The sequence below is a fragment of the Pseudomonas sp. S5D5 genome (assembly GCF_003013355.1).
Taxonomy (GTDB): Bacteria; Pseudomonadota; Gammaproteobacteria; order Pseudomonadales; family Pseudomonadaceae; genus Aquipseudomonas; species Aquipseudomonas aylmerensis.
On sequence record NZ_PTEO01000001.1, the window covers coordinates 6,874,011 to 6,895,837 of the forward strand.

At 57.6% G+C, this 21,827-nt stretch carries 22 protein-coding genes; 19 read left to right on the plus strand and 3 right to left on the minus strand.

Translation table 11 applies throughout. The annotated features are described in order from the left end of the window. The first annotated feature begins 241 nt into the window (after positions 1-241). From rpmH to mnmE, 5 genes are all read left to right on the plus strand, one after another. Positions 242-376 (plus strand): 50S ribosomal protein L34, encoded by a 135-nt coding sequence (gene rpmH / locus C9990_RS31445; RefSeq protein WP_003213577.1) that lies wholly within the window; start codon positions 242-244, stop codon positions 374-376. A 13-nt stretch (positions 377-389) separates the two neighbouring features. Beyond that, on the plus strand, positions 390-797 hold the full coding sequence (gene rnpA / locus C9990_RS31450) for a ribonuclease P protein component (protein WP_020302575.1): 408 nt from the start codon (positions 390-392) through the stop codon (positions 795-797). Further along, positions 790-1,035: a membrane protein insertion efficiency factor YidD gene (gene yidD, locus C9990_RS31455; protein ID WP_010207715.1), complete on the plus strand. Its 246-nt coding sequence runs from the start codon at positions 790-792 to the stop codon at positions 1,033-1,035. The genes rnpA and yidD overlap by 8 nt, the downstream gene beginning before the upstream one ends. Before the next feature lie 2 nt (positions 1,036-1,037). Beyond that, complete coding sequence (yidC, locus tag C9990_RS31460) at positions 1,038-2,720, plus strand: membrane protein insertase YidC (protein ID WP_065902690.1); 1,683 nt, start codon at positions 1,038-1,040, stop codon at positions 2,718-2,720. Positions 2,721-2,799: 79 nt separating this feature from the next. Further along, positions 2,800-4,170, plus strand: a complete 1,371-nt coding sequence (mnmE, locus tag C9990_RS31465; RefSeq protein ID WP_106805572.1) for a tRNA uridine-5-carboxymethylaminomethyl(34) synthesis GTPase MnmE — start codon at positions 2,800-2,802, stop codon at positions 4,168-4,170. Between the two features lie 68 nt (positions 4,171-4,238). Here mnmE and C9990_RS31470 read toward each other — a convergent pair whose 3' ends face one another. The 3 genes from C9990_RS31470 to C9990_RS31480 form a co-directional block, all read right to left on the minus strand. Beyond that, positions 4,239-6,674: a TonB-dependent siderophore receptor gene (locus C9990_RS31470; protein WP_106805573.1), complete on the minus strand. Its 2,436-nt coding sequence runs from the start codon at positions 6,672-6,674 to the stop codon at positions 4,239-4,241. A 91-nt stretch (positions 6,675-6,765) separates the two neighbouring features. After that, positions 6,766-7,710: a FecR domain-containing protein gene (locus C9990_RS31475; RefSeq protein ID WP_106805574.1), complete on the minus strand. Its 945-nt coding sequence runs from the start codon at positions 7,708-7,710 to the stop codon at positions 6,766-6,768. Continuing rightward, positions 7,710-8,216 (minus strand): sigma-70 family RNA polymerase sigma factor, encoded by a 507-nt coding sequence (locus C9990_RS31480; protein ID WP_106805575.1) that lies wholly within the window; start codon positions 8,214-8,216, stop codon positions 7,710-7,712. Before C9990_RS31480 ends, C9990_RS31475 begins: the two co-directional genes overlap by 1 nt. Positions 8,217-8,770: 554 nt before the next feature. Between C9990_RS31480 and mnmG the strand changes: the two genes are divergently transcribed. The 14 genes from mnmG to glmU all read left to right on the plus strand — a co-directional run bounded on the left by mnmG (position 8,771) and on the right by glmU (position 21,744). Continuing rightward, on the plus strand, positions 8,771-10,663 hold the full coding sequence (mnmG, locus tag C9990_RS31485; protein ID WP_065902900.1) for a tRNA uridine-5-carboxymethylaminomethyl(34) synthesis enzyme MnmG: 1,893 nt from the start codon (positions 8,771-8,773) through the stop codon (positions 10,661-10,663). Beyond that, positions 10,660-11,304, plus strand: a complete 645-nt coding sequence (gene rsmG / locus C9990_RS31490; protein ID WP_106805576.1) for a 16S rRNA (guanine(527)-N(7))-methyltransferase RsmG — start codon at positions 10,660-10,662, stop codon at positions 11,302-11,304. Before mnmG ends, rsmG begins: the two co-directional genes overlap by 4 nt. Positions 11,305-11,322: 18 nt before the next feature. Continuing rightward, positions 11,323-12,120 carry a ParA family protein gene (locus tag C9990_RS31495; RefSeq protein WP_010207696.1) on the plus strand — a complete coding sequence of 266 codons (798 nt, stop codon included), beginning with the start codon at positions 11,323-11,325 and terminating at the stop codon, positions 12,118-12,120. 9 nt (positions 12,121-12,129) lie between these two features. Next, on the plus strand, positions 12,130-13,002 hold the full coding sequence (locus C9990_RS31500) for a ParB/RepB/Spo0J family partition protein (protein WP_015886650.1): 873 nt from the start codon (positions 12,130-12,132) through the stop codon (positions 13,000-13,002). A 148-nt stretch (positions 13,003-13,150) separates the two neighbouring features. Beyond that, on the plus strand, positions 13,151-13,558 hold the full coding sequence (locus tag C9990_RS31505; RefSeq protein ID WP_043048220.1) for a F0F1 ATP synthase subunit I: 408 nt from the start codon (positions 13,151-13,153) through the stop codon (positions 13,556-13,558). Positions 13,559-13,574: 16 nt separating this feature from the next. Continuing rightward, entirely contained in the window at positions 13,575-14,444 is an 870-nt protein-coding gene (gene atpB, locus C9990_RS31510) for a F0F1 ATP synthase subunit A (RefSeq protein ID WP_034101609.1), read from the plus strand. 134 nt (positions 14,445-14,578) lie between these two features. Then, on the plus strand, positions 14,579-14,836 hold the full coding sequence (gene atpE / locus C9990_RS31515; protein WP_002555987.1) for a F0F1 ATP synthase subunit C: 258 nt from the start codon (positions 14,579-14,581) through the stop codon (positions 14,834-14,836). Between the two features lie 56 nt (positions 14,837-14,892). Then, complete coding sequence (locus C9990_RS31520; protein WP_106805577.1) at positions 14,893-15,363, plus strand: F0F1 ATP synthase subunit B; 471 nt, start codon at positions 14,893-14,895, stop codon at positions 15,361-15,363. A gap of 12 nt (positions 15,364-15,375) precedes the next feature. Next, positions 15,376-15,912 carry a F0F1 ATP synthase subunit delta gene (locus tag C9990_RS31525; RefSeq protein WP_015886646.1) on the plus strand — a complete coding sequence of 179 codons (537 nt, stop codon included), beginning with the start codon at positions 15,376-15,378 and terminating at the stop codon, positions 15,910-15,912. A gap of 21 nt (positions 15,913-15,933) precedes the next feature. Beyond that, positions 15,934-17,478 (plus strand): F0F1 ATP synthase subunit alpha, encoded by a 1,545-nt coding sequence (atpA, locus tag C9990_RS31530; RefSeq protein WP_003177064.1) that lies wholly within the window; start codon positions 15,934-15,936, stop codon positions 17,476-17,478. A gap of 50 nt (positions 17,479-17,528) precedes the next feature. Then, the gene (gene atpG, locus C9990_RS31535; RefSeq protein WP_003233565.1) at positions 17,529-18,389 is read left to right on the plus strand and encodes a F0F1 ATP synthase subunit gamma; all 861 of its coding nucleotides are present in this window, start codon (positions 17,529-17,531) and stop codon (positions 18,387-18,389) included. A 27-nt stretch (positions 18,390-18,416) separates the two neighbouring features. Then, on the plus strand, positions 18,417-19,793 hold the full coding sequence (gene atpD / locus C9990_RS31540) for a F0F1 ATP synthase subunit beta (RefSeq protein WP_015886645.1): 1,377 nt from the start codon (positions 18,417-18,419) through the stop codon (positions 19,791-19,793). Between the two features lie 44 nt (positions 19,794-19,837). Further along, positions 19,838-20,254, plus strand: coding sequence for a F0F1 ATP synthase subunit epsilon (locus C9990_RS31545; protein WP_003177061.1), 417 nt, complete (start codon positions 19,838-19,840; stop codon positions 20,252-20,254). A gap of 122 nt (positions 20,255-20,376) precedes the next feature. Then, the gene (glmU, locus tag C9990_RS31550; protein ID WP_106805578.1) at positions 20,377-21,744 is read left to right on the plus strand and encodes a bifunctional UDP-N-acetylglucosamine diphosphorylase/glucosamine-1-phosphate N-acetyltransferase GlmU; all 1,368 of its coding nucleotides are present in this window, start codon (positions 20,377-20,379) and stop codon (positions 21,742-21,744) included. The last annotated feature ends 83 nt before the right edge of the window (positions 21,745-21,827 follow it).

The following is a 21,827-nucleotide window of genomic DNA, read 5'->3' on the forward strand; positions in this document are numbered from 1 at the left end:
TCGCCTGCCTAGCTTTTATAAGCTTTACAGAAAAGCTTTAAATAACTTCCTTCTTTATTTTTATATCTATGGCATTGCTCGTGAAAGCCGAGCGCATGGAAAACGGCGGATGGCCGGTAAAGATCTAATTAAAGGAAAAGCTGGTTGGAAATTGACCTAGAGGCTTGCTTTCTCTAGAATCGCCGGTCTCTTAAAACGGGGGCCATTCCGGCCCGTTGTGGACGAACCAGGTAACAACGCCATGAAACGTACTTTCCAACCAAGCACCATCAAACGCGCCCGTACCCACGGCTTCCGTGCTCGCATGGCTACCAAGAACGGCCGTGCTGTCCTGTCGCGTCGCCGCGCCAAAGGTCGTGCGCGTCTGGCAGTTTGATAATCCGGTACTGGTGGTGAGTCAGGACTTCAGTCGGGAAAAGCGTCTGCTAACCCCCCGGCACTTCAAGGCAGTCTTTGACTCCCCCACCGGCAAGGTTCCGGGGAAAAATCTCCTGCTCCTTGCGCGTAACAACGATCTTGATCATCCCCGTCTCGGGTTGGTGATCGGCAAGAAGAGCGTAAAGCTCTCCGTTGAGCGCAATCGCCTCAAGCGTCTGATGCGCGAATCGTTTCGCCTCCACCAGGACACTCTGGTTGGTTGGGATATTGTTATCGTCGCGCGCAAAGGCTTGGGTGATGTAGAAAACCCCGAATTGATTCAGCATTTCGGCAAGCTCTGGAAACGTTTGGCGCGTACCCACAAGCCAGCACCAGCAGTCAGCACCGAAACTGTAGGGGTAGACAGCCTTGATGCGTAAACTGGCCCTCGTTCCGATCCAGTTTTATCGCTATGCCATTAGTCCTCTGATGGCCAGCCACTGTCGTTTCTACCCCAGTTGTTCCTGCTACGCGTTAGAGGCCATAGAAAATCATGGTCTTCTGCGCGGTGGCTGGCTGACCTTTCGTCGTTTAGGTCGCTGTCATCCGTGGAATCCCGGTGGTTATGACCCGGTTCCACCTATCCCTACCTCCCGTTCTTCTTCGATGGCCGAGTAATCATGGATATTAAACGCACGATCCTGATCGTCGCCCTGGCAATCGTGTCCTACGTCATGGTTCTTAAGTGGAACCAGGACTATGGCCAGGCTGCCCTGCCGACTCAGAATGTTGCTACCAATCAGGCTGCGCCGGCTATTCCGGACACCCCGCTGGGTAACAATGCGTCCGCGAGTGCCGATGTTCCCAGCGCGAATGGCGAGACAAGCGCCCCTTTAGAAACGCCAGTGGTCACCAATAAAGACCTCATCCACGTGAAAACGGATGTGCTCGACCTGGCTATCGACCCACAAGGTGGTGATATCGCGCAGTTGAAACTGCCGCTGTATCCACGTCGCCAAGACCATCCGGATGTCCCGTTCCAACTGTTCGATAACGGTGGTGAACGGACTTATCTGGCGCAAAGTGGCCTGACCGGCACCAACGGTCCGGATGCACGTGCTACCGGTCGTCCGGTTTATTCGACCGAGCAAAAGACTTATCAACTGGCTGACGGCCAGAACCAGTTGAACGTCGACCTGAAATTCAGCCTCGACGGCGTCAATTACATCAAGCGTTTCAGCTTCACCCGTGGTTTGTACGACTTGAAGGTCACTTACCTGATCGACAACGAAAGCGACAAGCCATGGAGCGGCAACCTGTTTGCCCAGCTCAAGCGTGACGCCAGTTCCGATCCTTCTTCCAGCACCGCCACTGGCACCGCGACTTACCTGGGCGCTGCCCTGTGGACAAGTAACGAGCCGTACAAAAAAGTGTCGATGAAAGATATCGACAAGGGCTCGCTGAAAGAAACCGTCCAAGGTGGCTGGGTTGCCTGGCTGCAACACTACTTCGTGACCGCCTGGATCCCGAACAAGGGTGACGCGAACCTGGTTCAAACCCGCAAGGACAGCCAGGGTAACTACATCATTGGCTTCACTGGCCCGGCGTTGACCGTCGCTCCAGGTGCCAAGGCCGAGACCAGCGCTACCCTGTACGCCGGTCCGAAAAGCCAGGCCGTGCTGAAAGAGTTGTCCCCAGGTCTTGAGTTGACTGTGGATTACGGCTTCCTCTGGTTCATTGCCCAGCCGATTTTCTGGTTGCTGCAACATATCCACAGCATTGTGGGTAACTGGGGCTTCTCGATCATCTTCCTGACCATGCTGATCAAAGGGATTTTCTTCCCGCTGTCGGCCGCCAGCTACAAGTCGATGGCGCGTATGCGTGCCGTTGCGCCGAAACTGGCCGCGCTGAAAGAGCAACATGGTGATGACCGGCAGAAAATGTCGCAGGCCATGATGGAGCTGTACAAGAAAGAGAAGATCAACCCGCTGGGTGGATGCTTGCCGATTCTGGTGCAGATGCCGGTATTCCTGTCGTTGTACTGGGTACTCCTGGAAAGCGTGGAAATGCGCCAGGCACCGTTCATGCTGTGGATAACTGACTTGTCGATCAAAGACCCGTTCTTTATCCTGCCGATCATCATGGGCGCGACCATGTTTATCCAGCAGCGTCTGAACCCGACTCCGCCGGATCCGATGCAGGCCAAGGTAATGAAAATGATGCCAATCATCTTCACCTTCTTCTTCCTGTGGTTCCCTGCTGGTCTGGTGCTGTACTGGGTGGTCAACAACGTGTTGTCGATCTCTCAACAGTGGTACATCACACGTAAAATCGAAGCGGCTACCAAAAAAGCTGCGGCGTAATTTACTCTGTGGATAACCACTCAAGACGCCCCCTAGTGGGGCGTTTTGCTTTCCGTCACTTTTGTTCTGGAACCTGCTGATGAGCGCTCCTCGTGAAACCATCGCTGCTGTCGCTACCGCTCAAGGTCGCGGCGGTGTCGGTATCGTTCGTATTTCCGGGCCGCTTGCCGGCAGGGCAGCACAGGCGATCAGCGGTCGCGAGTTGAAGCCGCGGTATGCCCATTACGGGCCGTTCCTGGACGCTGACAACAGTGTGTTGGACGAGGGCCTGGCGCTTTATTTTCCAGGCCCGAATTCATTCACCGGTGAAGACGTCCTGGAACTGCAGGGCCACGGCGGCCCGGTGGTGCTGGATATGTTGCTGCAGCGCTGCCTGCAATTGGGTTGCCGCCTGGCTCGCCCGGGCGAATTCAGCGAGCGCGCCTTCCTCAACGACAAGCTCGACCTGGCCCAGGCTGAAGCCATTGCGGACTTGATCGAAGCCAGTTCTGCACAGGCGGCACGCAATGCGTTGCGCTCATTGCAGGGGGCTTTTTCCCTGCGTGTGCATAACTTGACCGAGCAATTGATCAGCCTGCGCATTTACGTGGAGGCTGCGATCGATTTTCCGGAAGAGGAAATCGACTTTCTTGCCGATGGCCACGTCCTGGCAATGCTGGATAAAGTCCGCGATGAGTTATCCACAGTACTGCGTGAAGCCGGGCAGGGCGCGTTGTTGCGTGACGGTATGACCGTGGTGATTGCCGGCCGGCCGAATGCGGGCAAATCCAGTCTGCTCAACGCCCTGGCAGGTCGCGAAGCCGCGATTGTCACCGAGATCGCCGGCACCACCCGTGACATCCTGCGCGAACATATCCACATCGACGGCATGCCGTTGCACGTGGTCGACACCGCCGGCCTGCGCGACACTGAAGACCAGGTGGAAAAGATCGGCGTCGAACGCGCCCTCAAGGCAATCGGCGAAGCTGACCGCGTGCTGCTGGTGGTGGATGCCACGGCACCGGAGGCTGTGGATCCTTTTGCACTGTGGCCGGAATTCCTCGAGCAACGGCCGGACCCGGCCAAAGTCACCTTGATCCGCAACAAGGCCGACCTGACGGGCGAAGCCATCGCCCTGGAAACCAGCGAGGATGGCCACGTCACCATCAGCCTGAGCGCCAAGTCGGCAGGCGAAGGCCTGGAATTGCTGCGTGAGCATCTCAAGGCATGCATGGGCTTCGAGCAGACATCGGAAAGTAGCTTCAGTGCGCGCCGCAGGCACCTGGAGGCACTGCGCCACGCCAGCGCGGCGCTGGAGCATGGTCGAGCGGAGCTGACCCTGGCGGGGGCGGGGGAGCTGCTGGCTGAGGATTTACGCCAGGCGCAGCAGCTGCTGGGGGAAATCACCGGTGCCTTCAGCTCCGATGATTTGTTGGGACGGATCTTTTCCAGCTTCTGCATCGGCAAATAACCAGGTTATCCACAACCCCTGCCGGCGACAGTGGCCTGAAGACGTCCAGATGCTTCAGGCCTCATCCATCACCAGTTATACGAAACTGTCCCAAGCAGTGTACGGCTGTCGCCCCAATAACAGCGGCCCGCATCGTTACAGCCGGACACATATTCCTTGTCGAACAGGTTCTTGGCGTTCAGATCCACAGACCAGTGTTTGTCTATCTGATAACCCACTGACGCATCCACCAAGGTGACACTTCCCGCGTCGAGTTTTCCGTACAGCGATGGCGCCGTGTAGGAAAAGGTGCTGTCGAAATAACGCACACCGCCGCCCAGGGACACGCCTTTCAACTGGCCGTCGAGGAACCGGTACTTGCTCCACAGCGACGCCTGGTTGCGTGGAACTCCGCTCATCTGGTGTCCTTCGACCAGCGACGTGGCCGAGTCCTTGGTAATACGTGCGTCCGTGTAGGTGTAGGCCGCAGTGAGGTTCAGGTTGGGCGTAATGTTGCTGTTGACCTCCACCTCCACGCCCTTGGCTCGGCTCTCGCCAACCTGGCGATAACTGTTGGTGGTTGCATCGAGGTAGGTGTCGTCCTGCTTGCGCAGGTCATACACCGATAATGTCATCGCGGTGTCCCAGCCGATCGGCTCGTATTTCACACCCACTTCGTACTGGCTGCTGGTGATCGGCTTCAAGGGGGAGCCGGCATTGGAAATCTGCTGCACCGGTACAAACGCGGTGGAGTAGCTGACATACGGCGTCAGGCCGTTGTCGAACTGATACATCACCCCGCCCTGATAGGTGAACTTGTGATCCTGCGAGTCGGTATTGCTGGCCTTGTTCACTTTGTCGCGGAAGTCACTGTCGACCCAGTCCTGGCGGCCTCCCAGCAGAAAAAGCCAGTGGTCATACTTGCTCTGGATCTGTGCATAAACCCCTTTCATCTGCTGTTCGAGCAAGGTGTTTTGCACCGCGACCGGCGTAAGCGGGTCGCGCAGGTATACCGGGTTATACACATTGATGGTGCCGGCGAAGCCAGCGTCCCAGTCCTGGTTGAATGAGGTGCGGTCGTAGCTGGCGCCGAACAACAGGGTATTTTCCAGTTCGCCCAGCTGGAATTTGCCTTCAAGCTGGTTATCCAGGGAGTACACCATCGACTTGTTGTAGCGGTCGTAGGCGGTCATGTTCAGTTGGGTACCGAATCCACGATTATTCAGCGTGCTTGGCCAGGTTTCATGCCGGTTGATGCGTGACTGCATATAGCGCGAGTTCTGGCGGAACTGCCAGTCGTCGTTGAGGGTGTGGCTGAATTCGTAGCCGGTGCTCCAGGCTTCGCGTTCGAAGGTGTTCCAGTCCGGATCACCGAGCATGGTGTGTTTGGACAGCTTACCGTTGGGGTTTTTAAGCAACGTGCCGGCAGCGGGCAGGCCGAGTTCCAGGTTGGTGTGGTCTTTCTGATAGTTGGCCAGCAGGGTGAGGGTGTTGTAGTCGTCGAAATTCAAGGTCAGGGAGGGCGCAATATAGAGCCGATCATCCGGGACGTGATCGGTCTGGGTGTCGGACTTGCGACCCAGCATCACCACGCGGCCAAGGATGTTCTCGTTGTCATTGAGCGGACCGGAGATATCCACACCCACCTGGCGACGGTTGTTCGTGCCATACCCCAACTGCACCTCGCCTTGCGGGGTAGAAGTCGGGTGTTTGCTGACCAGGTTGACCAAGCCACCTGGGGCGTTTTCGCCGTAGAGCAGGGAAGACGGACCACGGAAAATCTCGACCCGCTCCAGGCCATAAGGCTCGCTGGTGGTGTCGTACCGATTGCCTTGTACGCGTAAGCCATCACGTAGCAGGCCGTAGCCATAATCCGTGGCGTTGAAACCGCGAATGAAGAACAGGTCGCCCGCCAGGCTGTCGCCAGCCGCAAAGGGTGGAGCGAAAATGCCGGGTACATAGCCCAATACTTCAGTCAGGCTCTGGGATTTCTGGTCCTTGATGCGCTGGCCGGTGACCACCGACACCGAGCGCGGTGTTTCCGACAGCGGCGTGCTGGTCTTGGTACCGATGCGGCTGTTTTGCGCCTTGTAGCCAACATCCGCGGCGATGTCCTGATTGAAACCCGCCTGTTGATAAGTACTCACGGTTGTTGGGGCGAGGGTCAGTTGACCTTCGGGAGCCGCCTGCAGGACATAGCTGCCGGGGGCCTGGGCGACAGCCTGCAGTCGCGAGTCTTGCAGGAGCAGTGCGAAGCCCTGATCCACCGAATAGTCCCCCTCCAGCCCTGGGGTGTTCAATTGCGCGGTTTGCTGGGGCGAAAAGGACAGAATCACATTGGCCCGGGCGGCAAACTGGCTCAAGGCGCCGTCCAGCGGGCCAGCCCCAATGGTGTAGTGCTGCACCGCGCTAGCAGCCATCGCACCCGTGCAGAGCAACATGCTGGTGGCGGCAGACGTGAGCAGCAAACCGCAGCTCATGCCGTGGTAGGAGAGTCGTTGGCGGATCTTGGTAGGAAGGCGCATAGGTGGATAAGCCCTGAAGGTAGCGTCGTGATTACCTGTAGGGCCGCGCCAGGTAAAAAAAAGATAACCCCCTTGTGGATAATTTTTCCCCTCAACCGATGCGCTTCACCGATACCCAATAACGGGTGAAGTATTTCACCTGGATCGGCAGGGTTGCTTGCAGGTTGGCCAATACCGCGTCGGTGGCGTCCAGGCGAAACGTCCCGGAAACACGCAGGCGTGCCGAGGCCGGATCGCACTGCAGCATGCCCGGCCGATAGCGGGCGAGGTCGTCGATCACATCCCCAAGCCGTGCGTCCAGCACGATCAGTTGTCCGTCGACCCAGGCTGCCTGGGTGCGGCGATAAGGCTGGTTGAGCCCCACGTGCTGTCGGTCGAAGTCGACGCTTTCACCTGCTCCGAGCAGTCGGACATGATCGGGTTGGTCACCCGGCGCCACACTGACTCGATCTTCCAGCACACCAACGCGCGTGGCGTCCGGCAATTGGCGCACGGTAAACCGCGTGCCCAATGCCTGGATCCGGCCCTGGCGCGTCTCCACATAAAAGGGCGTCTGCCCGCCGGACTTGCCGGTGTGGATAAGCACTTCACCTTCGCGCAGGCGGATCAAACGCTGGCGATCGTCGAATAGCACATCAATCGCGGTGTTGGTATTCAGGTCTATCCGCGTGCCATCCGCCAGCTCGATGCGCCGTAGCGTGCCCACCGGTGTGCGGTAGTCAGCCCAGACATTGCCCAGGGAAGTATGTTGCTGGACATTCCAGCCCAGGTAGCCGGTTCCACCGAGTACCAGCATCCACTTGAGCACCTGGCGGCGTTGTTGCGTGGTCGACAATGCGCGGCGCGTGAGGTCCTGGGGCAGGGCGCCGAGGCTGCGCTGTAATTGCTCCATCTGGTTCCACGCCGCCAAGTGGGACGGATCACCATTGAGCCATTGCTGCCAGGCATGACGCTCGGCGGCGGTCGGCGGCTGGGATTGAAATTGCACAAACCAACTGGCGGCCGCCTCGAAGGTCTTGCGATCGGGCGCAGCCATCAAAGACTGGCCATGATCAGCGAGCATTCGGTCAGGGCGCGGATCATGTGTTTCTTCACAGTGGTCAACGAGACCTGCAACTGGTCGGCAATCTGTTGATAAGTCAGCCCGTCGATCTGCGAGAGCATGAAGATCCGCCGTGCCCGTTCACCCAGGCCAGCCAGCGCTTTATCCACAGCTACCAGGGTCTCGATGATGATCGCCTTGTCTTCTTCATTGATGGCGGTGGCTTCGGGACGTTCGGCCAGGGTCTGTTTATAAGCTTGTTCGATGGCATGGCGGCGGTAACGATCAATCACCAACCCCCTGGCAATGGTCGCCAAGTAGTCGCGCGGTTCGAGGATCTGTCCCGCATGTCGCCCTCCCAGAATGCGCACGAACGTATCGTGCGCAACATCAGCGGCATCGCAGGCGTTATGCAATTTACCTTTGAGCCATCCGTGCAGCCACGAGTGGTGTTGCTCATAGATGTGCTGGACGGCAACGGTGTGTGAAGAAGGGGACATAGGGCATGACAAGCGAGGTTAATGATAATCGCTATTATTAACTGCGCCGTGGTTTTCTCACAATAGCTCTGTTTTTGCCGCAGTCGGAGGATTCTGGTGGCTTCGTCGTGGGCGCTATTCACTCGGATCCAGCAATTTCTGTGGATTAAGCCCTGTGAATAACCGCCCCTGTGCCCAGTTGATAACAGGGCTTGAAACCTGAGCAAAAACCCCTCTGTGGATAACCACCTGTTTAATCCACAGGCTTACAGCACTTATCCAAGGGCCTCCTTGGCACATGACCACAGACTTTTGAAACGCTGTACACAACGTAAATAAAGGCCTGTAGAGATCTATCCACAGAAACCGTGCTCAGTAGAAATAAACATAAAAACAAAGATTTAATAAATTTCTCTCTTTTAATTTCTATTGTCTGTGATTCATCCACAGCTGGTTAAATTTTGTGCAAAGGGTTCTTTAGGAAGGGCTAAGTCCCTATACTTGCCGCCAAAGCTCTAAAACCAGCTCAACCAATCAATTCCTAATTACCTACATAAGCAGGCACGAGGTGCGTGGTGGATTTCCCTTCCCGTTTTGAAGTGATCGTCATCGGCGGCGGTCATGCCGGTACCGAGGCAGCACTGGCGTCAGCACGCATGGGCGTAAAAACCCTGTTGCTCACGCATAACGTGGAAACCCTCGGTGCAATGAGTTGCAACCCCGCTATTGGCGGGATCGGCAAAAGCCATCTGGTCAAGGAAATCGATGCCCTTGGTGGCGTCATGGCTGAAGCAACCGACAAGGGTGGTATTCAATTTCGCGTGCTCAACAGCCGCAAAGGCCCGGCAGTGCGTGCCACTCGGGCACAAGCCGACCGCATCCTGTACAAGGCGGCGGTACGCGAAACCCTGGAAAACCAGCCGAACCTGTGGATATTTCAACAAGCTGCCGATGACCTGATCGTCGAACAGGACCAGGTCCGCGGTGTTGTCACGCAAATGGGCCTGCGGTTCTTCGCAGAATCCGTGGTGCTGACCACCGGTACGTTCCTCGGCGGACTTATCCACATCGGTATGCAGAATTATTCGGGCGGTCGCGCCGGTGATCCGCCGTCGATTGCCCTGGCGCATCGCCTGCGTGAACTGCCACTGCGCGTCGGGCGCCTGAAAACCGGGACCCCGCCGCGTATTGACGGGCGTTCTGTGGATTTCTCGGTGATGACCGAACAAGCCGGCGATACGCCGATTCCGGTGATGTCGTTCATGGGCTCCAAAGAGCAGCACCCGAAACAGGTGAGCTGCTGGATTACCCATACCAATGCGCGCACCCACGAAATCATCGCGGCCAACCTCGACCGCTCGCCGATGTATTCCGGGGTGATCGAGGGCATTGGCCCACGTTATTGCCCGTCGATCGAAGACAAGATCCACCGCTTTGCCGACAAGGAAAGCCACCAGGTCTTCATCGAACCGGAAGGCCTGACCACTCACGAGCTGTACCCGAACGGGATTTCCACTTCGCTGCCGTTCGACGTGCAAATCCAGATTGTGCAATCGATCCGTGGCATGGAAAACGCTCATATCGTGCGTCCGGGCTACGCCATCGAGTACGACTATTTCGACCCGCGTGACCTGAAGTACAGCCTGGAAACCAAGGTGATCGGCGGTCTGTTCTTTGCTGGCCAAATCAACGGCACCACCGGTTACGAAGAAGCCGGCGCCCAGGGTTTGCTGGCCGGAACCAACGCGGCATTGCGCGCGCAGGGCAAGGACAGCTGGTGCCCGCGTCGCGATGAAGCGTATATCGGCGTACTGGTTGATGACCTGATTACCCTGGGTACCCAGGAACCGTACCGGATGTTTACCTCCCGGGCGGAATATCGCCTGATCCTGCGCGAAGACAACGCCGATCTGCGCCTGACCGAAAAAGGTCGCGAGCTGGGCTTGGTCGATGACGCGCGCTGGGCGGCCTTCTGCAAAAAACGCGAAAGCATCGCGCTCGAAGAGCAGCGCCTGAAAAGTACCTGGGTTCGCCCGGGCACCGAGCAGGGCGACGCGATCGCGGAAAAATTCGGCACGCCGCTGACCCACGAATACAACCTGCTGAACCTGCTGTCCCGTCCGGAAATCGACTACGCTGGTCTGGTCGAAGTGACCGGCCAGGGCGCAGAAGATCCACAGGTCGCCGAACAGGTCGAGATCAAGACCAAGTACGCCGGTTACATTGATCGCCAACAGGACGAGATTGCTCGCCTGCGCGCCAGTGAAGACACCAAGCTGCCTGTGGATATCGACTACACCGGGATTTCCGGGCTGTCGAAAGAAATCCAGAGCAAGCTGGGGATAACTCGACCTGAGACCCTCGGCCAGGCTTCACGTATTCCTGGCGTCACCCCGGCGGCCATTTCGCTGTTGATGATTCATTTGAAAAAACGCGGCGCGGGCCGTCAGTTGGAGCAAAGCGCTTGAGTTCGTTGGTCACCTCGCAACACGCCGAAGAGTTATCCACAGGTGCACGCCAGTTGGGCGTGGACCTGACCGAAGCCCAGCGCACTTTGCTGCTGGGTTATCTGGCCCTGTTGATCAAATGGAACAAGGCTTACAACCTGACTGCTGTGCGCGATCCCGATGAAATGGTCTCGCGTCATTTGCTCGACAGCTTGAGCGTGATGCCGTTTATCGAAAACGGCCGCTGGCTCGACGTAGGCAGTGGCGGCGGCATGCCCGGTATTCCGCTGGCCATCCTGTTTCCGGACGCGCAAGTGACGTGCCTGGACAGCAACGGCAAGAAAACCCGCTTCCTGACCCAGGTCAAACTCGAACTCAAGCTGGATAACCTGCAAGTTATCCACAGTCGGGTCGAAGCCTTCACGCCTGAACAGCCTTTCAACGGAATTGTTTCCCGGGCGTTCAGCAGCATGGAGAACTTCAGCAACTGGACTCGCCACCTGGGCGACCGCGATACCCGCTGGCTGGCAATGAAGGGCGTTCATCCAAGCGACGAGCTGTTAGCATTGCCGGCAGACTTCCACCTCGATAGCGAACACGCCTTGGCCGTACCCGGTTGCCAAGGCCAACGCCATCTGCTGATACTGCGCCGCACGGCATGATTGGGAACACAAGCAAGAATGGCTAAGGTATTCGCGATAGCGAACCAGAAAGGTGGCGTGGGTAAAACCACCACCTGCATCAACCTCGCAGCATCCCTGGTCGCCACCAAGCGTCGGGTGCTGTTGATCGATCTCGATCCACAGGGCAACGCCACCATGGGTAGCGGTGTGGATAAACACGGCCTGGAAAACTCGGTCTACGACTTGCTGATTGGCGAGTGCGACCTGGCCCAGGCCATGCACTATTCCGAACACGGCGGTTATCAACTGCTGCCGGCCAACCGCGATTTGACCGCGGCGGAAGTGGTGCTGCTGGAAATGCAGATGAAAGAAAGCCGTCTGCGCAGCGCCTTGGCGCCGATCCGCGAGAATTACGACTACATTTTGATCGACTGCCCGCCGTCACTGTCGATGCTGACACTGAACGCGCTGGTGGCCGCCGATGGGGTGATTATCCCCATGCAGTGCGAGTACTACGCGCTGGAAGGTTTGAGCGACCTTGTGGATAACATCAAGCGCATCGCCGAGTTGCTCAACCCGAACCTGCAGATCGAAGGCCTGCTGCGGACCATGTTCGATCCGCGCCTGAGCCTGATGAATGATGTGTCGGCGCAGCTCAAGGAACACTTTGGCGATCAGCTGTACGACACGGTGATCCCGCGCAACATCCGTCTGGCCGAAGCCCCGAGCTACGGCATGCCGGCCCTGGCGTACGACAAACAATCGCGGGGTGCCATTGCCTACCTGGCACTGGCCGGCGAAATGGTTCGTCGCCAGCGCCGCAACTCACGCACCGCTGCAGCCCAGCCAACTTAAGGAATCCCCATGGCCGTCAAGAAACGAGGTCTCGGACGTGGACTGGATGCACTGTTGAGTGGTCCGACCGTCACATCGCTTGAAGAACAAGCGGTGCAGGCCGACGAGCGCGAGCTGCAACACCTGCCCCTGGACCTGATCCAGCGCGGCAAATACCAGCCACGCCGGGACATGGACCCCCAGGCGCTGGAAGAACTGGCCAATTCGATCAAGGCCCAGGGCGTGATGCAGCCGATCGTGGTACGCCCGATCGGTGGCGGACGCTTCGAAATCATCGCCGGTGAACGCCGCTGGCGTGCCAGCCAGCAGGCTGGCAAGGACACCATCCCGGCGATGGTGCGTGATGTGCCGGATGAAACGGCCATCGCCATGGCGTTGATCGAGAATATCCAGCGTGAAGACCTCAACCCGATCGAAGAAGCGATCGCGTTGCAGCGTTTGCAGCAGGAATTCCAGCTGACCCAGCAACAAGTGGCCGAGGCTGTGGGTAAATCCCGGGTCACCGTGTCCAACCTGCTGCGCCTGATCGCGTTGCCGGAAGTCATCAAGACCATGCTGTCCCACGGTGACCTGGAGATGGGCCATGCCCGTGCTTTGCTCGGATTGCCGGAAAATCAACAGGTTGAGGGGGCGCGACACGTTGTCGCACGAGGGCTCACCGTTCGTCAGACAGAGGCCCTGGTTCGCCAATGGCTCAGTGGTAAACCTGCACCGGTCGAAACGGCCAAACCTGATCCGGATATTGCACGTCTGGAGCAGCGCCTGGCCGAGCGCCTGGGCTCTGCGGTGCAAATTCGCCACGGCAAGAAAGGCAAAGGCCAATTGGTCATCGGATATAACTCTCTCGATGAGCTTCAGGGCGTCCTTGCCCACATCCGCTGAAACATTTGCTTATGTAGCGCGTGATCGGAAATCACTACCCGGCAGTTGAATAGGGGCAGAACCGCCCCTATACTCTGCGCGCATTTTGTCGGCACAAATTATGCCAAGTTATTGATTTCCGGCAGCCGACCATTGAGGAGCAAGAGTGATGGAAACCCGCACGCCAAACACGTTGCCGTTCCATCGCTTGGCCGTTTTCCCGGTTTTATTGGCTCAGTTAGTCATTTTGCTGATCGCCGCATTGGCGCTTTGGTATTGGCATGGAGTCGTAGCCGGGTATTCAGGACTTTGCGGAGGCCTGATAGCCTTGCTGCCCAATATGTATTTTGCTCACAGGGCCTTTCGGTTTTCCGGCGCCCGAGCAGCCCAGGCTATCGTCCGGTCCTTTTATGCCGGCGAAGCAGGGAAACTGATTTTGACGGCAGTGCTGTTTGCACTGACCTTTGCAGGTGTGAAGCCATTGGCGCCGCTGGCTGTATTCGGCGTCTTCGTGTTGACCCAACTGGTCAGCTGGTTCGCTCCCCTGCTAATGAAAACAAGACTTTCGAAACCTTAGGGCGTTTGAGGCAACCATGGCAGAAACAACCGCTTCGGGCTATATCCAGCACCACTTGCAGAACCTGACCTTCGGTCAGCTTCCCAACGGCGGCTGGGGCTTCGCCCACACCGCAGCAGAAGCCAAAGAAATGGGCTTCTGGGCTTTCCACCTGGATACTCTGGGCTGGTCGGTCGCACTGGGCCTGATTTTCGTCCTGATTTTCCGCATGGCGGCAAAGAAGGCGACTTCCGGTCAACCAGGTGCCCTGCAAAACTTCGTTGAAGTATTGGTCGAATTCGTCGATGGCAGCGTGAAAGACAGCTTCCATGGCCGTAGCCCGGTGATTGCACCGCTGGCACTGACCATCTTCGTCTGGGTGTTCCTGATGAACGCCGTCGACCTGATCCCGGTCGACTGGATTCCTCAGCTGGCCATCCTGATCTCCGGCGACCACCACATTCCATTCCGTGCGGTTTCCACCACGGACCCTAACGCCACCCTGGGCATGGCCCTGTCGGTGTTCGCGTTGATCATTTTCTACAGCATCAAGGTCAAGGGCATCGGCGGCTTCATCGGCGAACTGACCCTGCACCCGTTCGGCAGCAAGAACATCTTCGTTCAAGCCCTGCTGATCCCGGTGAACTTCCTGCTGGAGTTCGTGACCCTGGTCGCCAAGCCGATTTCCCTGGCCCTGCGACTGTTCGGCAACATGTATGCCGGCGAACTGGTGTTCATTCTGATCGCTGTGATGTTCGGCAGCGGTCTGCTCTGGCTCAGCGGCCTGGGCGTGGTTCTGCAGTGGGCGTGGGCTGTGTTCCACATCCTGATCATCACCCTGCAGGCCTTCATCTTCATGATGCTGACCATCGTCTACCTGTCGATGGCGCACGAAGAGAACCATTAAGACCAGTCTCGACTAGTCTGATGTCCTTCCCGGTCACCCGGGAAGGTGGGCTCTAACGGCCTATGAAACGATTTGTTTTACCGCTTTAAAATCTAAAAAACCTAAACCATACGACGTAAAAGTCGGGAGGAAAGATGGAAACTGTAGTTGGTCTAACCGCTATCGCTGTTGCACTGTTGATCGGCCTGGGCGCCCTGGGTACTGCCATTGGTTTCGGCCTGCTGGGCGGCAAATTCCTGGAAGGCGCAGCGCGTCAGCCAGAAATGGTTCCAATGCTGCAAGTTAAAATGTTCATCGTCGCCGGCCTGCTCGACGCCGTGACCATGATCGGCGTTGGTATCGCACTGTTCTTCACCTTCGCGAACCCCTTCGTTGGTCAACTCGCTGGCTAATCACTCGACTTTTCGAGTGATTGGGGTGATGGACAACGAATGAGCGAGGTGTTGGCGTGAACATTAATGCAACCCTGATTGGCCAATCCGTTGCGTTCTTCATTTTTGTAGTGTTTTGCATGAAGTTCGTGTGGCCTCCGGTCATCGCGGCTTTGCACGAACGTCAGAAGAAGATCGCGGATGGTTTGGACGCTGCCAGCCGTGCAGCTCGCGACCTGGAGTTGGCCCAAGAGAAAGTGGGTCATCAACTGCGCGATGCTAAAGCACAGGCAGCTGAAATCATTGAGCAAGCCAAGAAACGCGGTAACCAGATCGTCGAAGAGGCTGTTGAAAAAGCCCGCGTCGAAGCTGGCCGTGTGAAGGCTTCGGCTCATGCCGAGATCGAACAGGAACTGAACGGCGTCAAAGACGCGCTGCGTGCCCAACTGGGTGCTCTGGCGGTCGGCGGTGCTGAGAAGATCCTCGGTGCCACAATCGATCAAAACGCGCACGCGGAGCTGGTTAACAAACTGGCTGCTGAAATTTAAGCGAGGGCGATCATGGCAGAACTGACCACGTTGGCCCGACCTTACGCTAAGGCAGCCTTCGAGCACGCCCAGGCCCACCAGCAGCTGGCCTCTTGGTCAGCCATGCTCGGCCTGGCTGCAGCAGTGTCGCAAGACGACACCATGCAGCGCGTGCTCAAGGCCCCGCGCCTGACGAGCGCAGACAAGGCCGCCACTTTTATTGAAGTGTGCGGCGACAAGTTTGATGTGAAAGTGCAGAACTTCATCCATGTCGTTGCCGAAAACGACCGTCTCCCGCTACTGCCGGAGATCGCCGCTCTGTTCGACCTGTACAAGGCCGAAGCAGAGAAATCGGTAGACGTTGAAGTGACCAGTGCTTTTGCATTGAACCAAGAACAGCAAGACAAACTCGCCAAGGTTCTCAGTGCACGACTCAATCGGGAAGTGCGCCTGCAAGCTTCGGAGGACGCATCCCTGATTGGTGGTGTTGTTATCCGTGCCGGCGACCTGGTTATCGATGGCTCGATTCGCGGCAAAATCGCGAAACTTGCCGAAGCATTGAAATCTTGAGTTTGAAGGGGCAGCAGAGCAATGCAGCAACTCAATCCTTCCGAAATAAGTGAAATTATCAAGGGCCGCATCGACAAGCTCGATGTGACCTCCCAAGCCCGTAACGAAGGCACTGTCGTCAGCGTATCTGACGGCATCGTGCGGATTCACGGTCTGGCCGACGTTATGTACGGCGAGATGATCGAGTTTCCGGGCGGCGTCTACGGTATGGCCCTCAACCTGGAGCAAGACTCCGTAGGTGCCGTTGTATTGGGCGCGTACACCAGTCTGGCTGAAGGCATGAGCGCCAAGTGCACCGGCCGCATCCTGGAGGTTCCGGTTGGTAAGGAACTGCTGGGCCGCGTAGTCGACGCACTGGGTAACCCTGTTGACGGCAAAGGTCCACTGGGCAACACCGAGACCGACGCGGTCGAGAAAGTTGCTCCAGGCGTGATCTGGCGTAAGTCGGTAGACCAGCCTGTACAGACTGGCTACAAGGCTGTCGATGCCATGATCCCTGTCGGCCGTGGCCAGCGTGAGCTGATCATCGGTGACCGTCAGATCGGTAAAACCGCTCTGGCGATCGACGCGATCATCAACCAGAAGAACAGCGGCATTTTCTGCGTCTACGTAGCTATCGGTCAGAAGCAATCGACCATCGCCAACGTGGTTCGCAAGCTGGAAGAAAACGGCGCCCTGGCCAACACGATCATCGTGGCTGCCAGTGCTTCGGAATCTCCTGCGCTGCAATTCCTGGCACCGTACTCCGGTTGCACCATGGGTGAATTCTTCCGCGACCGCGGTGAAGACGCGCTGATCGTTTATGACGATCTGTCCAAGCAAGCAGTGGCTTACCGCCAGATTTCCCTGCTGCTGCGCCGTCCACCAGGCCGTGAAGCCTACCCAGGCGACGTGTTCTATCTCCACTCCCGTCTGCTGGAGCGCGCATCCCGCGTTTCCGAAGAGTACGTAGAGAAGTTCACCAACGGCGCAGTGACCGGCAAAACCGGTTCCCTGACCGCACTGCCGATCATCGAAACCCAGGCTGGCGACGTTTCCGCGTTCGTTCCGACCAACGTGATTTCCATCACCGACGGTCAGATCTTCCTGGAATCGGCCATGTTCAACTCGGGCATCCGCCCTGCAGTGAACGCCGGTGTTTCGGTATCCCGTGTGGGTGGTGCCGCTCAGACCAAGATCATCAAGAAGCTCTCCGGTGGTATCCGTACCGCTCTGGCTCAGTACCGTGAACTGGCGGCATTCGCCCAGTTCGCTTCTGACCTGGACGAAGCGACCCGTAAGCAACTTGAGCATGGTCAGCGCGTTACCGAGCTGATGAAGCAGAAGCAATACGCCCCGATGTCGATCGCTGACATGGCGTTGTCGCTGTATGCCGCTGAGCGTGGGTTCCTGACCGACGTTGAAATCGCCAAGGTCGGCAGCTTTGAACAAGCGCTGATTGCTTACTTCAACCGCGATCACGCCGAATTGATGGCGAAGATCAACGTGAAGGGTGACTTCAATGACGATATCGACGCTGGCATGAAAGCCGGTATCGAGAAGTTCAAGGCCACCCAAACCTGGTAAGCCGCAGCGGGAGCCGCAAGGCTCCCGCTTGCTAACCTGATAGGTGTTACATGGCAGGCGCAAAAGAGATTCGCAGTAAGATTGCGAGCATCAAAAGCACGCAAAAAATTACCAGCGCCATGGAAAAAGTGGCGGTCAGCAAAATGCGCAAGGCACAAATGCGCATGGCTGCTAGCCGTCCTTATGCGGAGCGTATCCGCCAGGTAATTGGGCATCTGGCCAACGCCAACCCGGAATACCGCCACCCGTTCATGATCGACCGCGCAGTCAAGCGTGTGGGTTATGTGGTAGTGAGCAGTGACCGTGGTTTGTGCGGTGGTCTGAATACCAACCTGTTCAAGGCCCTGGTCAAGGACATGGCGGTAAACCGCGAAAACGGCGTCGAGATCGATCTGTGTGTTGTTGGTAGCAAGGGTGCGGCCTTTTTCCGCAACTTCGGCGGTAACGTCGTTGCAGCTATCAGCCACCTGGGTGAAGAGCCGTCGATCAATGATTTGATCGGCAGTGTGAAGGTGATGCTGGATGCGTACCTGGAAGGCCGGATTGACCGCCTGTCCGTGGTATCCAACAAGTTCATCAACACCATGACCCAGCAGCCAACCGTGGAGCAATTGATTCCACTGGTGGCGACTCCGGATCAGGAACTCAAGCACCACTGGGACTACCTCTACGAACCAGACGCCAAAGAGCTGCTTGACGGCTTGATGGTGCGCTACGTGGAGTCGCAGGTGTACCAGGCGGTGGTCGAGAACAACGCAGCTGAACAAGCGGCGCGGATGATCGCGATGAAAAACGCTACCGATAACGCCGGTGATCTGATCAGCGATTTGCAGCTGATCTACAACAAGGCGCGTCAGGCTGCGATCACCCAAGAGATCTCGGAAATCGTCGGCGGCGCTGCCGCGGTTTAACGGTTCAAATATTCAGAGGATCCAGCTATGAGTAGCGGACGTATCGTTCAAATCATCGGCGCCGTTATCGACGTGGAATTTCCACGCGACAGCGTACCGAGCATCTACAACGCGCTGAAAGTACAAGGCGCGGAAACTACTCTGGAAGTTCAGCAGCAGCTGGGCGACGGCGTAGTTCGTACCATTGCGATGGGTTCCACCGAAGGCTTGAAGCGCGGTCTGGACGTTGTCGACACTGGCGCTGCCATCTCCGTACCGGTCGGTAAAGCGACCCTGGGCCGGATCATGGACGTACTGGGCAACCCGATCGACGAAGCTGGCCCGATCGACACCGAAGAGCGCTGGGGCATTCACCGTCCAGCACCTTCGTTCGCCGAGCAAGCTGGCGGCAACGACCTGCTGGAAACCGGCATCAAGGTTATCGACCTGGTTTGCCCGTTCGCCAAGGGCGGTAAAGTTGGTCTGTTCGGTGGTGCCGGTGTAGGCAAGACCGTAAACATGATGGAACTGATCCGTAACATCGCCATCGAGCACAGCGGTTATTCCGTGTTCGCCGGTGTGGGTGAGCGTACTCGTGAGGGTAACGACTTCTACCACGAGATGAAGGACTCCAACGTTCTGGACAAAGTGGCACTGGTTTACGGTCAGATGAACGAGCCGCCGGGAAACCGTCTGCGCGTAGCACTGACTGGCCTGACCATGGCCGAGAAGTTCCGTGACGAAGGTAACGACGTTCTGCTGTTCGTCGACAACATCTACCGTTACACCCTGGCCGGTACTGAAGTATCCGCACTGCTGGGCCGTATGCCTTCGGCAGTAGGTTACCAGCCGACCCTGGCTGAAGAGATGGGCGTTCTGCAAGAACGTATCACTTCGACCAAGGAAGGTTCGATCACTTCGATCCAAGCGGTATACGTACCTGCGGATGACTTGACCGACCCATCGCCTGCGACCACCTTCGCCCACTTGGACGCCACCGTCGTACTGTCCCGTGACATCGCTTCCCTGGGTATCTACCCAGCGGTCGATCCACTCGACTCGACTTCGCGCCAGCTGGATCCGAACGTGATCGGCCAGGAGCACTACGACACCGCTCGCGGCGTCCAGTACGTGCTGCAGCGTTACAAAGAACTGAAGGACATCATTGCGATCCTGGGTATGGACGAGCTGTCGGAAACCGACAAGCAGTTGGTATCCCGCGCTCGTAAGATCCAGCGCTTCTTGTCGCAGCCGTTCTTCGTGGCTGAAGTCTTCACCGGTGCCTCGGGTAAATACGTTTCCCTGAAAGACACCATTGCTGGCTTCAAAGGCATCCTCAACGGTGACTACGACCACCTGCCAGAACAAGCGTTCTACATGGTCGGCGGCATCGAAGAAGCGATCGAGAAAGCCAAGAAACTGTAATCCAGGCGCCCGGAAACGGGCGCTCATCAGGTTGAGGCAATCAGATGGCTATGACAGTCCATTGCGATATCGTCAGCGCGGAAGGGGAAATCTTCTCCGGTCTGGTAGAAATGGTGATTGCACACGGCGAACTCGGTGACCTGGGTATTGCCATGGGCCACGCGCCGTTGATCACCAGCTTGAAGCCAGGTCCGATCACTCTGACCAAGCAAGGCGGGGAAAAGGAGGTGTTTTACATCTCCGGTGGTTTCCTCGAGGTTCAGCCGAACATGGTCAAGGTACTTGCCGACACCGTGCAACGTGCTGGCGACCTGGATGAAGCCTCCGCTCAGGAAGCCGTCAAGGCTGCCGAGAAGGCCCTGAACGAAAAGGGTGCGGACTTCGACTACAGCGCTGCTGCTGTACGTCTGGCCGAGGCTGCAGCCCAGCTGCGCACGCTCCAGCAGATCCGCAAGAAGTAAGCGGCTACGCCGTAATACTTATGCGCGATTGATTAAAAAGGGTAGCCTCGGCTACCCTTTTTCTTTTTCAGCAAAACACATCTCTGGTCTGAAGCAGGACCGCTCAGGATTGGTAGCCATTCATGTCTCTTGAAATCGTCATTCTCGCCGCAGGCCAGGGCACCCGCATGCGTTCAGCCCTGCCCAAGGTGCTGCATCCGGTCGCCGGCAATTCGATGTTGGGCCATGTTATCCACAGCGCTCGGCAGTTGGACCCCCAGCGAATTCACGTGGTGATCGGCCACGGTGCCGATGTGGTGCGCGAGCGCCTGGCGGCCGATGACTTGAATTTCGTTCTGCAAGACAAACAGCTGGGTACTGGCCACGCCACCGCGCAAGCCGTGCCGTTCATTACCGCCGACACCGTGCTGATCCTCTATGGCGACGTGCCGCTGATCGAAGTGGAAACCTTGCAGCGCCTGCTCAAACACGTAGTGCCTGGCCAGATGGGCCTGCTGACCGTTGAGCTGGACGACCCTACCGGTTATGGACGCATCGTGCGCAACGCCGACGGCAAGGTCGCAGCCATTGTTGAACACAAGGATGCCAGCGAAGCCCAACGCGCGATCACCGAGGGCAACACCGGCATTCTTGCGGTGCCAGCCAACAAACTCGCCGACTGGATGAGTCGTCTGTCCAACAACAACGCCCAGGGCGAGTATTACCTCACCGACGTGATCGAGATGGCCGTGAGTGATGGCCTGCTGGTCGCCACCGAGCAACCCCACGACCCGATGGAAGTGCAGGGCGCCAACGACCGCAAGCAACTGGCCGAACTGGAACGTCACTATCAACTGCGCGAAGGCCGTCGCCTGATGGCCCAGGGCGTGACCTTGCGCGACCCGGCGCGCTTCGATGTACGCGGTGAGGTCACCGTTGGCCGCGACGTGCTGATCGACATCAACGTGATCCTCGAAGGCCGTGTGGTCATCGAAGACGACGTAGTGATTGGCCCGAACTGCGTGATCAAGGACAGCACCCTGCGTAAAGGTGTGGTGGTCAAGGCCAACAGCCATATCGACGGTGCCGTGATGGGCGAGGGCAGTGACGCTGGCCCGTTCGCGCGGTTGCGTCCAGGTAGCGTGCTGGGAGCCAAGGCCCATGTGGGTAACTTTGTTGAATTGAAGAATGCCAGGTTGGACGCGGAAGCTAAAGTCGGCCACTTGACCTACCTGGGTGACGCCACTGTAGGCGCGCGAACCAACATTGGCGCCGGCACCATCACGTGTAACTACGATGGCGCCAACAAGCACCAGACCACCATTGGGGCGGACGTGTTTATCGGTTCCAATAACTCCTTGGTTGCTCCGGTCACCCTCGACGATGGCGCAACCACAGCAGCCGGCTCAACCATCAACCAGGATGTGGATAAGTCTCAACTGGCCGTCGCCCGCGCCCGCCAGCGCAACATCGACGGTTGGAAACGCCCGGTCAAAATCAACAAGACCTGAGTTATCCACACGTTCATCGGCTAACGCTATCTCCTGTGGGAGCTGTCTTGCCTGCGATAGCGGTCTGGCGTTCACCATGAATG

What these genes read in the sequence shown, in the direction of transcription:
- rpmH (WP_003213577.1), top strand. Translation starts at nt 242, where the DNA reads ATGAAACGTACTTTCCAACCAAGCACCATCAAACGCGCCCGTACCCAC.
- atpD (WP_015886645.1), top strand. Translation starts at nt 18,417, where the DNA reads ATGAGTAGCGGACGTATCGTTCAAATCATCGGCGCCGTTATCGACGTG.
- C9990_RS31505 (WP_043048220.1), top strand. Translation starts at nt 13,151, where the DNA reads ATGGAAACCCGCACGCCAAACACGTTGCCGTTCCATCGCTTGGCCGTT.
- C9990_RS31500 (WP_015886650.1), top strand. Translation starts at nt 12,130, where the DNA reads ATGGCCGTCAAGAAACGAGGTCTCGGACGTGGACTGGATGCACTGTTG.
- atpB (WP_034101609.1), top strand. Translation starts at nt 13,575, where the DNA reads ATGGCAGAAACAACCGCTTCGGGCTATATCCAGCACCACTTGCAGAAC.
- atpE (WP_002555987.1), top strand. Translation starts at nt 14,579, where the DNA reads ATGGAAACTGTAGTTGGTCTAACCGCTATCGCTGTTGCACTGTTGATC.
- yidC (WP_065902690.1), top strand. Translation starts at nt 1,038, where the DNA reads ATGGATATTAAACGCACGATCCTGATCGTCGCCCTGGCAATCGTGTCC.
- C9990_RS31545 (WP_003177061.1), top strand. Translation starts at nt 19,838, where the DNA reads ATGGCTATGACAGTCCATTGCGATATCGTCAGCGCGGAAGGGGAAATC.
- mnmE (WP_106805572.1), top strand. Translation starts at nt 2,800, where the DNA reads ATGAGCGCTCCTCGTGAAACCATCGCTGCTGTCGCTACCGCTCAAGGT.
- C9990_RS31470 (WP_106805573.1), bottom strand. Translation starts at nt 6,674, where the DNA reads ATGCGCCTTCCTACCAAGATCCGCCAACGACTCTCCTACCACGGCATG.
- C9990_RS31480 (WP_106805575.1), bottom strand. Translation starts at nt 8,216, where the DNA reads ATGTCCCCTTCTTCACACACCGTTGCCGTCCAGCACATCTATGAGCAA.
- C9990_RS31525 (WP_015886646.1), top strand. Translation starts at nt 15,376, where the DNA reads ATGGCAGAACTGACCACGTTGGCCCGACCTTACGCTAAGGCAGCCTTC.
- C9990_RS31495 (WP_010207696.1), top strand. Translation starts at nt 11,323, where the DNA reads ATGGCTAAGGTATTCGCGATAGCGAACCAGAAAGGTGGCGTGGGTAAA.
- yidD (WP_010207715.1), top strand. Translation starts at nt 790, where the DNA reads ATGCGTAAACTGGCCCTCGTTCCGATCCAGTTTTATCGCTATGCCATT.
- glmU (WP_106805578.1), top strand. Translation starts at nt 20,377, where the DNA reads ATGTCTCTTGAAATCGTCATTCTCGCCGCAGGCCAGGGCACCCGCATG.
- C9990_RS31475 (WP_106805574.1), bottom strand. Translation starts at nt 7,710, where the DNA reads ATGGCTGCGCCCGATCGCAAGACCTTCGAGGCGGCCGCCAGTTGGTTT.
- atpA (WP_003177064.1), top strand. Translation starts at nt 15,934, where the DNA reads ATGCAGCAACTCAATCCTTCCGAAATAAGTGAAATTATCAAGGGCCGC.
- atpG (WP_003233565.1), top strand. Translation starts at nt 17,529, where the DNA reads ATGGCAGGCGCAAAAGAGATTCGCAGTAAGATTGCGAGCATCAAAAGC.